The sequence below is a fragment of the Amaricoccus sp. B4 genome, assembly GCF_043226085.1.
Lineage (GTDB): Bacteria > Pseudomonadota > Alphaproteobacteria > Rhodobacterales > Rhodobacteraceae > Amaricoccus.
The window spans coordinates 2830227-2845002 of sequence record NZ_CP171225.1 but is presented as its reverse complement, the minus strand read 5'-3'; the positions used below and the strand labels follow the sequence as shown (position 1 = coordinate 2845002).

The following is a 14776-nucleotide window of genomic DNA, read 5'->3' as shown; positions in this document are numbered from 1 at the left end:
GGTCTACCTAGACCTCCATCACATCGGGTATGTCCGTGCGGCCGCTCTCGAGCCACGCCGGAACCGGCAGCCCCTTGGAGCGCAGGAAGTCGGGATTGTAGAGCTTCGACTGATAGCGCGTGCCGTAATCGCAGAGCATGGTGACGATGGTATGGCCCGGCCCGAGATCGCGCGCCATGCGGATGGCACCCGCGACATTCACCCCGCTCGAGGAGCCGAGGCAGAGACCTTCCTCGGCGAGCAGGTCGAAAACCACGTCGAGCGCCTCGGTATCGGGGATATTGTAGGGCATGTCGACCGTCAGCCCTTCGAGATTGGCGGTGATCCGCCCCTGCCCGATGCCCTCGGTGATCGAGGAACCCTCGGCCTTCAGTTCTCCGTGGGCATAATAATTGTAGAGCGCGGCGCCATCGGGGTCCGCAAGCCCTATCTTGACGTCCGGATTCCGGCTGCGCAGCCCGGCCGCCACGCCAGCCAGCGTGCCGCCCGATCCCACCGCGCAGATGAAGCCGTCGACCTTTCCGCCGGTCTGCTCCCATATCTCGGGCGCCGTCGTCTCGATATGCGCCTGCCGGTTTGCCACATTGTCAAACTGGTTCGCCCACACCGCGCCCTTCGGATCCTGCGCCGCGAGCGCCTCCGCCAGACGGCCCGAATACCGGACGTAGTTGTTGGGGTTCCGGTAAGGCGCCGCGGGCACTTCCACAAGCTCGGCGCCCGCAATGCGCAGCATGTCCTTCTTTTCCTGCGCCTGCGTCTCGGGAATGACGATCACCGTGCGATAGCCCAGTGCCGAGCCGACCAGCGCAAGCCCGATGCCGGTGTTCCCGGCGGTACCCTCGACGATCGTCCCGCCGGGTTTCAGCGTGCCGCGCGCCTCGGCATCCCGGATGATGTAGAGTGCCGCCCGGTCCTTGACCGACTGGCCGGGGTTCATGAACTCCGCCTTGCCGAGGATCTCGCAGCCGGTTTCTTCGGACGCCCGGCGCAGCCGGATCAGCGGCGTGTTCCCCACGGCCTCTGGCAGATCCCTGACAAGTCTCATAGCACACTCCGATACGCGACGAAGAAGACGGGCGATCCCGGTGGCCCTGATTAGACCGATCGCCCGGCTCCATCAAGCCGCGCTCGAAGCCCCCCAGTCACGGACAAGCTGGCTGCGGTTGGCATCGAGCCAGAGCAGCGAAAGGATGAGCGGGCCGACATTGATCTCTCCCGAGGCGACCGCCTCCATCGCGACCTCGAGCGGCACGACGATCGAACGGATATCCTCGCCCTCCTCGGCAAGTCCGTGCACCCCGCCTGCGCGGGAAAGATCAGCCTCCGCGATGAAGGGGGTCAGGAACTCCGCACAGACACCGGGGGTGGAGTAGTACCCCGGCAGCTGCACGAGCCGGCCGAGCTCGAGCCCGGCCTCCTCGCGCGCCTCGCGCCGCACCGATTCATCGAGCGGCTCGAGCTTGTCGCAACGCCCGGCAATGGGCTCGAGCAGCCAGGGGTTGGTATCGCGCCGCGCATGCGGCCCCGGGCGGAACTGCTCGATGAGCAGCACCGTGCCCTGCACCGGATCGTAGGGCACGACCGTCACACCGTCGCCGCTGACCATCACCGCCCGTTCGATCGGGCCGGAGGCACCGCCATCGAAGCGCCGGTGGCTCACCACATGCTCCTCGACGCCGAAATACTTCGCATACCCGCTCTGAAGGCCGAGAACTTCGACATCCCCGGGTCGCGGTGAGCGGCGCAGAACGGCCGGCAGATCGGTGCTCCGGCCGCGGACACGCGCGAGCGCGCGGAAACAGATCCCATGCAGCAGAGCGGGCATCTCGCCCGGCCGCCGTTCCCCGATATGCCCGGCGATCTCGCGAACGATCTCATGGAGCAGCATCTGCCGTTCGCCGGTCCAGTTGCGCGGCTCGGCGATGCGCGAGGGGCCTGAAGGCGCCTTCTCCCGGACATGGGCCAGGACCACTGCGGGGCCATCCGCGCCATCGACGGGAACCTCCGCCGTCTCGGCACCGAAGGCCGCCATCACGAAGGTCACACGCGCCGCCGCCGCGGCCTCCGCCGTGACGATCACACCCTCCGTAAGGCCGCCCTCCCGCCGGAGCAGGCTGAGCGCCATGCCAGACCTGTCCTCGACAAGAACGTGATCGGGGAGCGTGGCGCGCCGCAGCGAAACCGGCGCCGTGTCATCATCGAAGAGAACATCCAGAATGTCCGGATGCGCGAAAGGTGCCGAAAGAAAGATGTCCAACAATTCAGTACCTCGAACGGGTTCAGGATCGTAGGCACGCCGCGTCGGCGCCATGATGAAATGCCCCGGACCTCCCGAGCATTGTCTTGCACTGCAATATTGCCGCATCTCAAGGTTTCATTCCAGCCCTATATACAACCAATGCTTGCAAGATGGTTGCGGAGCCGGGCCTGCCGGTGAAACCTCGATCAACGGCCGTCGTGGAAAAGGTTGGGGGCGACCCCCCTGCCCGTCAAGTCCGGCCCGGCCTCACGAGCCGTCACGCCGACGTGCCCGGCAAAGCTCCGCCGGTGCTGGATCGCCACGGCTCCACTTCCATCCGCCCTCGCGCCACGCTATGCTGACTGCGCCTGACGGTGCCCAAGTGGCGCGGCAATCATGCTGCGGCACGAGGGTGAAACGGGAAGCCGGTCCAGGGCGCGGAAAATCTCGCGCCCGACTCCGGCGCTGCCCCCGCAACGGTAGGCGAGAGGCGGCGGTTCATGATGCCACTGTGCCCGGTCGGGCATGGGAAGGCGGACCGCCCGGCGGAAACGCCGCTCGCAAGCCCGGAGACCGGCCCGATGGCGTTCGAACTGGCGGCGCGGGGCGCGTCCGGCCGGGCGTCACTGCCCTGTCCCTGCCCTCGTCCGTCCTCTTGCGCAATCCAGGCCGCTGCACGGGGTGTATGCGGCGCACGGAAAGGACAATCAGATGCATATCGAACCCGGCGTGGTGACCGGCGCCAAACTTGCGCTCTCCTACGCGACCGCCACAGGGGCTGGCGCCTGGGTCATCCGGCACGCCATCGCCGAAGCCCGCAGCGAAGGCCTGGGCGCACTGGCGCTGCGCACGGCGGTTTCCGCCGGCCTCGTCTTCGCCTTCTTCGAGATCCTGCCGCATTTCCCGGTCGGCGTTTCGGAAGTGCATTTGATCTTCGGATCGACACTCTTCCTGATTTTCGGCGCCGCGCCCGCCGCGCTCGGCCTTGCCCTCGGCCTGCTGATCCAGGGCCTGTTCTTCGCCCCGTTCGACCTGCCGCAATACGGCATGAACGTGACGACGCTCATCGTGCCGCTGCTGGCTGTACGGGCCGTCGCGCACCGGCTCATCGCCAACGGCACACCCTATGTCGACCTCAAGTATCGCGAGGCGCTTGCCCTTTCCGTCACCTATCAGGGCGGCGTAGTGCTCTGGGTCGGGTTCTGGGCGCTCTACGGCCACGGCCTGGAAGCCTCGAACCTCGCGGCCATCGCGAGCTTTGGCGCCGCCTACATGAGTGTGATCCTGATCGAGCCGCTGGCCGATCTCGGCGTGCTCGCGGCCGCCAAGGCGCTCCACGGCCTGTCGCATTCGCGGCTCGTCCAGACCCGCGTCCACACCGCCTGACGCGTCCCGCGCCGCCCCCGCCCATTTGGGGGCGGCGCCTCCCCCACCTGCATCCTGCCGCCAGACGCGCTATGATCGCCGGGCAGTCTGCGGGAGGCTCCGATGCTGACGATCCGAACCATGACCGAAGCCGATCTCGGCCGTGTCCTCGACTGGGCCGCGCTCGAGGGCTGGAATCCCGGCCGCGACGATGCCCGCACCTTCTTCGCAAGCGACCCCGAGGGCTTCCTGATCGGGGAGATCGGGGGCGAACCGGTGGCGGCGATCTCCGTCGTGCGCCACGCGCCGGAGGTGGGCTTTCTCGGCCTCTACATCTGCCGCCCCGAATGGCGCGGACAGGGCCACGGGCTCGCGCTCTGGCAAGCCGGGATCGCGCGGCGCGCGGGCGCCTCCATCGGCCTCGACGGGGTGGTGGCGCAACAGACGAACTACCGCCGCTCGGGCTTCGCCCTCTCCCACCGCAACATCCGCTTCAGCGGCCCGGCACCGGCACCGGACCCCATCGCCGAGGGCATCCGGCCGATCACACCCGATCTCGTCGCGGCGGTGATCGCATATGACGCGGCGATCGCCGGTTACGCGCGTCCGGCCTATCTCCGCGCCTGGCTCGCCCCCTCCCCCCATCGAACGGCGCTTGTCCTCCTGCGCGGCGCCCGGATCCGCGGCTACGGCGTGCTGCGCGCCTGCCTCGAGGGCAGCAAGATCGGGCCGCTCTTCGCCGACGGCCCCGGCGAGGCCCGCGCCCTCTTCACCGCGCTTGCCCGCCACGCAGGCGACGGCCCCGTCATCCTCGACGTCCCCGAACCCAACGTGGCCGCAACCGCGCTCGCCTGGGACTTCGGCCTCACACCGGGCTTCGAGACCGCCCGCATGTGGCTCGGGCCCCCGCCGCCCGAAGACCCCTCCCGAACCTTCGGCGTCGCGAGCTTCGAGCTGGGGTGAAAGGGGCTGCCATCACTGGCCCTCACTTTCCCCTGGGCAGATTGCACAAAATCCTTACGTAAAATAATCCCGGAACATCTTCGCAAAAACAGTGGAATACGACGGCACCCCCGGATGGCGCCGCCTTTCGCAGCAACGAAGAGGCGTCGTTGAAGGTTGCGGGATCAGCTTGCCCTTTTCGATGTTGTTCCGGGCCCCAATAGCGACGCAACCTTTTGCTTCCGCGCCACAACCTGCCATAGTCCCCGGGCATTCAATCACGCCACCATTCCGAGCCCCACCCATGGCCAATCCCCAGCACCTCGAATGGCTCCTCGAAGGCGTCGAGGCGTGGAACGCACGGCGCGAGCGGGAAGATTTCGTGCCGGGCCTCAGTGGGGCGAAGCTCAGGGGGGCGAAGCTCAGGGGAGCGAACCTCTGGGGGGCGGACCTCAGGGGGGCGGACCTCTGGGGGGCGGACCTCAGGGGGGCGGACCTCTGGGGGGCGGACCTCAGGGGGGCGAACGTGAAATCGGTATACTCCAGCATGGGCACGAACGATGCAGGTGTGCCGGAGTATACCGATTTAAAGAGCACCATCGAGCTAATCCAGGAACAGCTCGACAAAATGGATGGCGACACTGGTGTCATCCTGCCCGAGGGCCTGCACCACCCGGCCCATTGGCCCGATCCGGAAATGCCAGGACAGGCAATCGAGGAAGCCTTCTCGGTTGAAGAGCAGATCGAAACGAGAGGGCAAGATCCGCATCTTCCCGCCACTAGAGGGGTATCTACCAACTTGGTGGTGGCCGTCCGTGCGCGGAGCACCGCAGAAATACGCCAATCCCTGACGGGGACCTACAGCGAAGCCTCAAGCCTCGCGCAATACATGGTGGAGCAGATCCAGCGGGAAATCGCTGCGCATCTTATGGTGCCGGTCCCCAACGATGCAGAGAAGCTATCCGAGTATAACGCCCGACTGAACTTCCTCCGGGAGACACTGGTCGTAGTCGAAAATCTGCACGCACGCCTTCCAGTTGGCAGCGCGCCCGATTTGTCAGAGCAGGACGCCGCGATCCTCAAGGAGAAGCTGATCGCATTGGCAGACAGGCTACAGATCGCGATCAGTTATCTGGACTCACATACCGGGACCTACGGCAACCTGTGGAAATTCGGTATGATCGGGCTGGGGACCTCTCTCCTTGGACTCTTCGGCATTCCCGCCAATCCCGGCGCATTGGTCGCAGCGGGCGTCGTTGGCGCCTCGACTTTCAGGGTTATCTTTTCGAAATAGCTGTCGCTCCGCAGCGTGCGTTGCAGCCAGACCGCCGTAAATACCCCACAAAATCACTATGCATACGCCCTGTGCATGGAATGTGCATGCGTTGCACATGCCCCAGATTGCGCAGGGCCCGCCCCCTCGCTATATCCCCGCCATGCTGGACAGAGCCATGAACACGCCCGAACTGCCGCCCGAAGTCGCCCGCCGGCGGACCTTCGCGATCATCTCACATCCCGATGCGGGCAAGACAACGCTGACGGAGAAGTTCCTGCTCTACGGCGGCGCCATCCAGATGGCGGGCCAGGTCCGCGCCAAGGGCGAGGCGCGCAGAACTCGCAGCGATTTCATGAAGTTGGAGCAGGATCGCGGCATCTCTGTCTCGGCCTCCGCCATGTCCTTCCCCTTCCAGGACTGGTGGTTCAACCTCGTGGACACGCCGGGCCACAGCGACTTCTCCGAAGACACCTACCGGACGCTGACGGCAGTCGATGCGGCCATCATGGTGATCGACGGGGCGAAGGGGGTCGAGAGCCAGACGCGCAAGCTCTTCGAGGTCTGCCGCCTCCGCGACCTGCCGATCATCACCTTCTGCAACAAGATGGACCGCGAGGCCCGCGATACCTTTGAAATCATAGACGAAATCCAGCAGGAGCTCCAGCTCGACGTCTGCCCGGCAAGCTGGCCCATCGGCATGGGCCGCGAGTTTCTCGGCTGCTACGACATGCTGAACGACCGGCTCGAGCTCATGGACCGCGCCGATCGCAACAAGCGCGCCGAGAGCATCCGCATGGAAGGCCTCGACGATCCGCGGATGGCCGACCACATTCCGGCGGACCTGCTCGAGACCCTCCGCGAGGAGGTCGAGATGGCGCGCGAGCTGCTGCCCACCTTCGACCACCAGGCCATGCTCGACGGCAACCTCTCGCCGATCTGGTTCGGCTCGGCGATCAACTCCTTCGGGGTGCAGGAGCTCATGCGCGGCATCGGGCTCTACGGGCCCCCGCCCCAGATCCGCCCGACCGAAACCCGCGGCGTCGGCGCCTGGGAAGACAAGGTCACCGGCTTCGTCTTCAAGGTCCAGGCCAACATGGACCCCAAGCACCGCGACCGCGTGGCCTTCGTCCGCCTCTGCTCTGGCCATTTTGCCCGTGGCATGAAGCTCAAGCACGTGCGCACCGGCAAGCCGATGGCGATCTCCAACCCCGTGCTCTTCCTCGCCAACGACCGCGAACTGGCCGAGGATGCCTGGGCCGGCGACATCATCGGCATCCCGAACCACGGCCAGCTCCGCATCGGCGATGCGCTGACCGAAGGCGAGGACCTGCGCTTCACCGGCATTCCCTCGTTTGCGCCGGAACTCCTGCAGAACGTCCGCGCGGGCGATCCGATGAAGGCCAAGCACCTCGAAAAGGCGCTGACCCAGTTCGCCGAGGAAGGCGCCTCGAAGCTCTTCAAGCCGGTATTCGGCTCGGGCTGGATCGTCGGCGTCGTCGGCCCCCTCCAGTTCGATGTGCTCGCCTCCCGCATCGAGCTCGAATACGGGCTTCCCGTCCGCTTCGAGCCGACCCAGTTCACATCCGCGCGCTGGATCTCGGGCCCGAAGGACAAGATCGAGGCCTTCATCAAGGCCAACAAGGGCCATATGGCCGAGGACCACGACGGCGATCCGGTCTACATGACCCGCCTGCAATGGGACATCGACCGCGTGGAGCGCGATTATCCAGACCTTCGGCTTACCGCGACAAAGGAAATGATGGTCTGATTTCCGGGCGGAGACGCGCGCGGCCGAGACGGATTGGTTTACCGGCCCGGGCGCGCTAGGGAGGGCGGGTTCCCCGGATCGAGGCCCCATGCTCCCCAACCTCGCCATAGTCCTGCCGATCTTCGCCCTGATCCTTGCGGGCTGGCTCGCGCGGCGCAGCAATGCGCTCGGGCCGGATGCCACCCGCGAGGTGAACCGTCTTGTGGTCTATCTCGCCCTTCCCGCCCTGCTCTTCGACATCATGGCGAACGCGAGCCCCGCGGAGATCTGGCAACCCGGCTTCATTTTCGCCTTCTCGGCCGGGTGTGCAGCCGTTTTCGGGATCACCCTTCTTGTGCGGATGCGCCGCGGCCGCCGGCTTGCCGATGCCGCGATCGACGGGCTCAATGCCGCCTATCCCAATACCGGCTATGTCGGCTTTCCGCTCGTTCTTGCGGTCATTGGCCCGGATGGTCTGGCCGCAACGCTCCTCGCGACCATCCTCACCGCCTGCGTGCTCTTCGGCGTCGCGATCGTGCTGATCGAAAGCGCGCTCCATTCCGGGATGCGCCGCCGGGATATTGCGCGGCGGACGCTCTCCGCGCTGGTCCGGAACCCGCTCCTCCTCGCGCCGGCTGTCGGGGCTCTCGTCATGCTGTCGGGCTGGCCGGTGCCGAAGCCGCTCGAAACCTTCCTCGATCTTCTCGGCGGGGCCGCCTCGCCCTGCGCGCTTGTAGCGCTCGGGCTCTTCCTCGCCGACAATGCCGGCCGCCGCCCGGAAGAGGGGCGCAGCGCCGAGCTCCTGCTTGTCGTCCTGAAGCTGGCGGTCCAGCCTGCGGTCACATGGCTCGTCGCCGTGCCCCTGCTCGGGCTCCCGGCCACTGCGGCCCAGACCGCGGTGCTGCTCTCGGCGCTTCCGACTGGCACCGGCCCGTTCATGCTCGCAGCCTTCTACGGGCGCGATGCACTGCTGACCGCGCGCGTGGTCGTGGCAACCACCGTGCTCTCCGTTCTGACCCTTTCGCTCTATCTCGCGGCAAGCCAGTGAACGCGGACCGAGGCGCGGTTGCAAGACCGCCGGGATGGCAGATCAAAGACCACGCGGCAGAACACCCGAGCATAGTGTCCGCATGCGATCAAAATTACTGTGCGACAATTTAAAGCGTGACAGAATTTATCCTCCGGGACTAGCCTTTCCTCTGCAGGGGAACGGGGACCACGCAACGGAAGACTGGAGAATAGCTACAGCGGGGCATTGCCCTCCGCTGCAATTTCGTTTCGGACGGCCGCCGGCGACCGGCGAAACGCTCCGACAGGCTCGCTCCCGCGGCGTGCCTGCGAGCCAGATCCGTCCCGTCATCGCTCACCGCCACCTGCTCGAAAAGACTATGCCCCGCGTCCTCTGCGGGCCGACAGGAAGGACCGTGCCATGACAAGAATTGTCGTAACCCATTCCGGCGATACCACCGATCCCGACGATGGGCGCCTCACTCTCAGGGAAGCCGTTGCGCTCGCGGAGGCGACGGAGGGCGCGGACCGCATTGTCTTTGCCAAGGCCGTTTCCCGCGTCACGCTCGAGCGGTCCCTGACCATCGACGACGATTCTGTGCTCGTCATCGAGGGCGACCGGAATCGCGACGGGCTTGCCGATGTCACGATTTCCGCCAGCGACAGTTTCAGCGGTGGATCGCTGCTGCATAACGACGGCACCGACCTCCGGATCGACAGCGTGCATTTCGGCGGATTCGACATCACGCGGTCCGACGGCTTCAATTCCATCTTCGCCGGCACCACCGGCGGCAATGGCGGCAGTTTCGCGACGATCTACAACGAGTCCCTCGCCAGGCTCACGCTTTCGGGCGTCGAGTTCGCCGACATCGGCATCACCGCCGGCAATGGCGGCACGGGCGGGGCCGGAGCCAACGGAACGGCCGGCACGAGCTTCGGCACCGCCGACAACGGCATGAACGGCCGTAGCGGCGGCAGCGGCCAGAGCGGGACAGGGGGCGGCAACGGCGGGGCCGGCGGGATGGCCGTTGGCGCGGTCTGGAACGATGCATCGGCAACCCTCAAGGTCATCAACGTCGCCGTTACACCCGATGTCAGCGTCTCGGCGGGGGATGGAGGCGCAGGCGCGCGCGGGGGGACCGGCGGCAATGGCGGGCGTGGCCAGAACGGCGGCGACGGCGTGGCCTTTGGCGCATTCCCTGGCGACCTCCTGCCAGGGAACGGCGGGAATGGCGGCGCGGGAGGCCGCGGCGGGTCCGGCGGACCCGGCGGGCTCGGCGGCAATGCGACGGCGGGGATCTATAACGAGGGCACCCTGGCCATCCGCACCGGGCTCGGCGGGGCAGGCGCAACCGCGGACGCAGGCTCCGGGGGCTCTGGCGGCAGCGGCGGCTCCGGCGGGCGCGGCGGGGCGGGCGGTTCGGGCGGCTCGCTCTTCCTCTACCCCGACGGCGCACCGGGCCGGACCGGCAGCACCGGATCGAACGGAAGCACCGGAAGCACCGGAATTGCGGGAGATGCGGACACCCTGCTGCTCACGGACGGGTCCGAGACGGCGCGGGTCTTCGACACGCTGGTCTTTGCCCATGCCTCGCAGACGGCGGCGCGCGAGGGCGGATCGCTCATCTTCACGGTGGTCCGGCTCGGATCGAGCGACACGAATTTCACCGTCGACTGGAAGATCGGCGGCGGGCCGACCATCGGCGGCAAGGATCTCGACGGTTCCGGCCTTTCGGGCGAGGTCGAGTTCACCGCGGGTGGCGCCGATGTCCGGCGGGTGAAGGTGGATCTCGCCAGAGACGGGCACACCGAAGGCAACGAGACGCTGGTCTTCCGGCTGGGCGAGGCCAACTTCACCTCGACGACCGACGAGACCGTCGGGTTCGGCACGGTACGGGCGCTCAGCACGATCCGCGATGCGGACGCCCCGACGGGCCGGGGCGATCGGCTGGTCGGCACAGTGTTCGACGACGAGATCAATGCGCTCGGGGGCAACGACAAGATGTTTGGCGCCGGCGGCAACGACAAGCTGCTGGGCAATTCCGGCAACGATTCGATCCGGGGTGGCGCGGGCAATGACAAGCTCATTGGCGGCAACGACCGGGATAATCTGACCGGGAACGAGGGAAGGGACACGCTGGTGGGCGGGCTCGGCGCCGACCGGATGACGGGAGGGGCAGATGGTGATGTCTTTGTCTTCACGGACTTCCGCGATTCCCGGCCCGGCACGGCCCGCGACGTCATCACGGATTTCGGCCGCGGCGACGACAAGATTCATCTCGTCCGGATCGACGGCGACCCGCTGCGCGACGGCAATCAGCATCTCGAATTCATCGGCCGCAACGCCTTCGATGGCGACGGCGGTCAGGTCCGGTTTGATGCGGCCCATCACCGGCTTCTGGTCGATCTGACCGGGAACGGCCGCCCGGAGATGGAGATCGCGCTCGCCCATGTCTCGCATTTCAGCGCCGACGATCTGATCCTCTGAGCGGGGCTCCGGAGGGTCGTTTCACCGTGAAAACGAGGGTTTTCACGGTGAAACGGAAATCAAGTGTCTGAAATATCTTGATAAAGTTGCTAACAAATCATGAATCAGGCCGTGAAACGCTGCGCGGAGACCGGCAGGGCCGAGGGCGCGTGCGGAGCGCCGGGGGCCATTCCGGGCCCGTGGTTAACCGGCGCGTGAGCAGTTTGGGTTAGATTTGCAGGATCGGGCAAGGGGGAGCGCGCGCTGGGCGCACCGCGGCCCGCCCGGCACGGCCGGGTTACACTTGTTTCGATTATTACGGTTATTTCATTTGAGAGAACATGCCTGAGACCTTATTTGTCGATTGCACGCCGCAGAGCCGTTTCGGCGCGGAAACGCCGCAGACACGCCCGCGACGTCACGGAGGGAAGACAGGAATGGGACACGCAGACAGGGTCGTCGCGCTCACGAAACGCCTGCCGACCCATGACGAGATGACGAACGCCGCCGATGCCGCAACGGCGCTGGCGCGGGCGCGCAACGACGACGGCTCGCTGACGATCTTCGTCGATGCGGACGGCAAGGAGATGCGCCTCGCGCCCGCCGTCGGCGATGTGGTGATCGACCTGCTCGGCCTGCTCGCGCGCAACAACATGGTCACCATCGTGCCGACGGGCGCCGAGCTCACGACGCAGCAGGCGGCGGATCTGCTCAATGTCAGCCGGCCCTATCTGAGCGGCCTGCTGAAGGACGGAACCATCGACCATATCCAGGTCGGCTCACACCGGCGGGTCCGGCTCGAGGATCTGATGGCCTACAAGGCCAAGCGCGACGCGGGCCGGCGCGGAGCGTTGCGGGAGATGGCGCGGCTCGGGCAGGACTTCGACGCCGACTGACCAGATCGATTCCGCCTTGGGCCAGCATTACGCCGACCGCTTCACCGTCGTTCTCGACGCGAACGTCCTGTATCCGTTCTGGATGCGGGATGCCCTGCTGCGCTTTCATGAAGCCGGGCTGTTTCGCGCCCGCTGGAGCGACACGATTGTCGAGGAATGGATGAGATCCCTGCTCGCCTGCAAACCCGACCGGGCCGAGAGCGTCCACCGCCAGGTCGCGGCGATGCGCACGCACTTCGACGATTCCTGGGTGCGCGGGCATGAGACGCTGATCGACGGGCTGACGCTGCCCGATCCCGACGACCGGCATGTACTGGCCGCCGCCATCAGATGCGGCGCCCAGCATATCGTCACCCGCAACCTGAAGGATTTTCCGGCGGAGGCGCTCGCGCCCTTCGATGTGGAGGCGATCGACCCGGACGATTTCCTGTGCCGGACCTTCGAGCTCTACCCGGAAGCCGGCATCGACGCCTTCCGGCAGATGCGGGAGGACTACCGCAATCCGCCCTTCCGCCCGGCGGAATTCCTGATGGAGCTGGCCGCGAAGGGCATGCCGCGGCTGGCCGCGCGGCTGAAGCCCGACTGCACCCGGATCTGAGCGCGCCGCCCCTCCGCCGCTATTTCAGCACGCCCAGCGCGGCGGCGATGGTGGGTTCGTAGCGCACGAGCGGGGGCCTGATACCATGCGCGACGAGTTCGCGGCGGACATCCGGCGCGGTACCGGTCAGGATCACCTCCATGCCCTTGCGCCCGGTCTTGCGGGTGAGGATCTCGATGGTGTTGGCCGCGGTCGAATCGATGAAGGGCACGGCGGCGAAATCGATCACCAGCGCGCGGTGCTGATCCGAGATGCGGTCGAGCACCGAGCCGATGGAAGCCGCCGCGCCGAAGAAGAACGCCCCCGAGATGCGGTAGACCACGACATTCGGGTCGCGCGCCTCGCATTCCTCGTAAGGCACGCGGTCGGCGCCCTGGGTGTCGGCCTGATCCTCGGAGACGAGGGGCGTGTGGCTGGTGATCGCGGTGGTCTGCGACATGCGGTGGAGGAAGAGCACCGAGCCGAGCGCGAAGCCCACGACGATCGCCTCGGTGAGATCGCGGAAGACGGTGAGCAGGAAGGTTGTCAGCAGCACCGCGGCATCGCCGCGCGAGGCGCGCAGGAGCGTGGCGAAGGCGTGTTTCTCGACCATGTTCCAGGCGACGATGGCCAGAATGCCCGCAAGGCTCGCGAGCGGGATGTAGCTGGCGAGCGGTGCGGCCACGAGGATGAAGACGAGCAGGAAGAGCGCGTGCAACATCCCCGAGACGGGCCCGTGCGCCCCGGCCCGGACGTTGGTGGCGGTGCGCGCGATGGTGCCGGTGACGCAGAGGCCGCCGAAGATCGCCGAGGCGATATTGGCCGCCCCCTGCCCCACGAGTTCGCAGTTCGAGCGGTGGCGCCGGCCGGTCATGCCGTCGGCAACGACCGCGGAAAGGAGCGATTCGATGGCGCCAAGGAGCGCGAAGGCGAGCGCATTCGGCAGCACCGCCTGGATCTTCGCGAGGCTCAGCTCCGGCAGGACGGGCGCCGGCAGGCTGGTGGGAATGCCGCCGAACCTGGTGCCGATGGTCTCGACGGGGAGGGCGAAGAGCGCGGTGGCGATGCCCGCGAGCACGACCGCGATGAGCATGCCCGGCCAGTGCGGGCGGAGGTGCTTGAGGCCGGAGATGAGCGCGATGGTGGCGGCCGAGATGGCGAGCGCGGGCCAGGAGAGCGTCGGGAGGGCGTCCCTGAGGACCGGGAGCTTCTCGAGGATCGGGCCGGGTTCGGGCCCGGCGAGCTGGAGACCGAGGAGCGGGCCGATCTGGCTTGCGAAGATGATGACGGCGATGCCGGCGGTGAAGCCCACCGTCACCGGGTAGGGGATGAACTTGATGTAGGTGCCGAGGCGCAGGAAGCCCGCGGCCATGAGCATGAGCCCCGCGAGCACGGTGGCAAGCGCGAGGCCCCCCATGCCATGGGCCTCGACGGTGGCGGCGACGAGGCCGATGAAGGCGCCCGCCGGGCCGCCGATCTGGAAGCGGCTGCCGCCGAGCGCGGAGACGAGGAAGCCGCCGAAGATCGCGGTGTAGAGCCCCTGCGCGGGCGAGGCCCCCGAGGCGATGGCGATGGCCATGGAGAGCGGCAGGGCGACGATCGCGACGGTGAGCCCGGCAACCGCGTCGGAGCGCAGCGCGGCGCGGGTGTAGCCCTCGCGCAGGACGGTCACGAGCTTGGGCGTGAACATCTCCGCGAAACTCGGGCGGAGGGCGAGCGGGTCTTCGGATCTCATGCTCATGGGGCGGGGGGCTCTGATCTGGGGGCCGGACGGGGCGTCATGCCTTCGGACGGGGGGCGGGGTCGCGGAGGCGCACGCCGCGGCCGCCGGAGGGGCTCGGCGCGTTCTCCGCGATGAGCTCGATCCCGAGGGCGTCGAGCGCCTCGACCACCCGGGTGAGGCTCTCGACGACGCCCCGCACATTGCCCTGGCTGGCTTCCATCCGCTGGATCGTCGGCAGCGAGAGGCCGGCGCGCTCGGCGAGAGTGCGCTGGTCGATGCCGAGGAGGGCGCGTGCGGCGCGCAGCTGCGCAGAGGTGATCATCGGGGTGGCGGCTCCCGTTTCGTCCTGACGTGTGAGTCTCAATCCTGATGTTTTAAACATGCATCATGATATTTTGAAGGGGTATTTTGGGGTTTTTCCTCATTTTGGGACGGCGGGGTCCGCGGGGGTGGCAGGGTTAAATCTTCCTCAACCCTTCGGCCCATAAGGTCGCCGGCAAGCCGTTCACCCGCGCGTGAGCCTGCCCCCGCAACCC

General features: G+C 67.1%; 12 protein-coding genes and 1 riboswitch. Of the genes, 8 read left to right on the top strand and 4 right to left on the bottom strand.

The window, feature by feature from the left end; translation table 11 throughout:
- Positions 1 to 7 precede the first annotated feature (7 nt).
- Both ACF66B_RS13690 and ACF66B_RS13685 read right to left on the bottom strand, forming a co-directional pair.
- Complete coding sequence (locus ACF66B_RS13690; protein ID WP_111429143.1) at positions 8 to 1045, bottom strand: cysteine synthase A; 1038 nt, start codon at positions 1043 to 1045, stop codon at positions 8 to 10.
- A 72-nt stretch (positions 1046 to 1117) separates the two neighbouring features.
- Positions 1118 to 2257 carry an NUDIX domain-containing protein gene (locus ACF66B_RS13685; RefSeq protein WP_111429144.1) on the bottom strand — a complete coding sequence of 380 codons (1140 nt, stop codon included), beginning with the start codon at positions 2255 to 2257 and terminating at the stop codon, positions 1118 to 1120.
- Positions 2258 to 2594: 337 nt separating this feature from the next.
- A riboswitch (cobalamin riboswitch) is annotated at positions 2595 to 2836 on the top strand.
- 114 nt (positions 2837 to 2950) lie between these two features.
- Between ACF66B_RS13685 and ACF66B_RS13680 the strand changes: the two genes are divergently transcribed.
- The 8 genes from ACF66B_RS13680 (at position 2951) to ACF66B_RS13645 (ending at position 12538) form a co-directional block, all read left to right on the top strand.
- A complete protein-coding gene (locus ACF66B_RS13680) occupies positions 2951 to 3625 on the top strand; it encodes an energy-coupling factor ABC transporter permease (RefSeq protein ID WP_111429145.1) in 675 nt (224 codons plus the stop codon).
- A gap of 102 nt (positions 3626 to 3727) precedes the next feature.
- Positions 3728 to 4567 (top strand): GNAT family N-acetyltransferase, encoded by an 840-nt coding sequence (locus tag ACF66B_RS13675; RefSeq protein WP_111429146.1) that lies wholly within the window; start codon positions 3728 to 3730, stop codon positions 4565 to 4567.
- A 283-nt stretch (positions 4568 to 4850) separates the two neighbouring features.
- Positions 4851 to 5840 (top strand): pentapeptide repeat-containing protein, encoded by a 990-nt coding sequence (locus ACF66B_RS13670; protein WP_392662947.1) that lies wholly within the window; start codon positions 4851 to 4853, stop codon positions 5838 to 5840.
- Positions 5841 to 5982: 142 nt separating this feature from the next.
- Positions 5983 to 7590: a peptide chain release factor 3 gene (locus ACF66B_RS13665; protein WP_111429513.1), complete on the top strand. Its 1608-nt coding sequence runs from the start codon at positions 5983 to 5985 to the stop codon at positions 7588 to 7590.
- A gap of 88 nt (positions 7591 to 7678) precedes the next feature.
- Positions 7679 to 8617, top strand: coding sequence for an AEC family transporter (locus tag ACF66B_RS13660; protein ID WP_111429148.1), 939 nt, complete (start codon positions 7679 to 7681; stop codon positions 8615 to 8617).
- Positions 8618 to 8998: 381 nt separating this feature from the next.
- Positions 8999 to 11065: a M10 family metallopeptidase C-terminal domain-containing protein gene (locus tag ACF66B_RS13655; protein WP_111429149.1), complete on the top strand. Its 2067-nt coding sequence runs from the start codon at positions 8999 to 9001 to the stop codon at positions 11063 to 11065.
- Between the two features lie 416 nt (positions 11066 to 11481).
- Positions 11482 to 11940, top strand: a complete 459-nt coding sequence (locus ACF66B_RS13650; protein WP_392662943.1) for an excisionase family DNA-binding protein — start codon at positions 11482 to 11484, stop codon at positions 11938 to 11940.
- A 16-nt stretch (positions 11941 to 11956) separates the two neighbouring features.
- A complete protein-coding gene (locus ACF66B_RS13645) occupies positions 11957 to 12538 on the top strand; it encodes a putative toxin-antitoxin system toxin component, PIN family (protein WP_392662940.1) in 582 nt (193 codons plus the stop codon).
- Positions 12539 to 12557: 19 nt separating this feature from the next.
- Here the strand turns inward: ACF66B_RS13645 and ACF66B_RS13640 are convergent, their stop codons facing one another.
- Positions 12558 to 14258 (bottom strand): SulP family inorganic anion transporter, encoded by a 1701-nt coding sequence (locus ACF66B_RS13640; protein ID WP_392662938.1) that lies wholly within the window; start codon positions 14256 to 14258, stop codon positions 12558 to 12560.
- A 37-nt stretch (positions 14259 to 14295) separates the two neighbouring features.
- A complete protein-coding gene (locus tag ACF66B_RS13635; protein ID WP_111429150.1) occupies positions 14296 to 14562 on the bottom strand; it encodes a helix-turn-helix transcriptional regulator in 267 nt (88 codons plus the stop codon).
- Positions 14563 to 14776 lie beyond the last annotated feature (214 nt).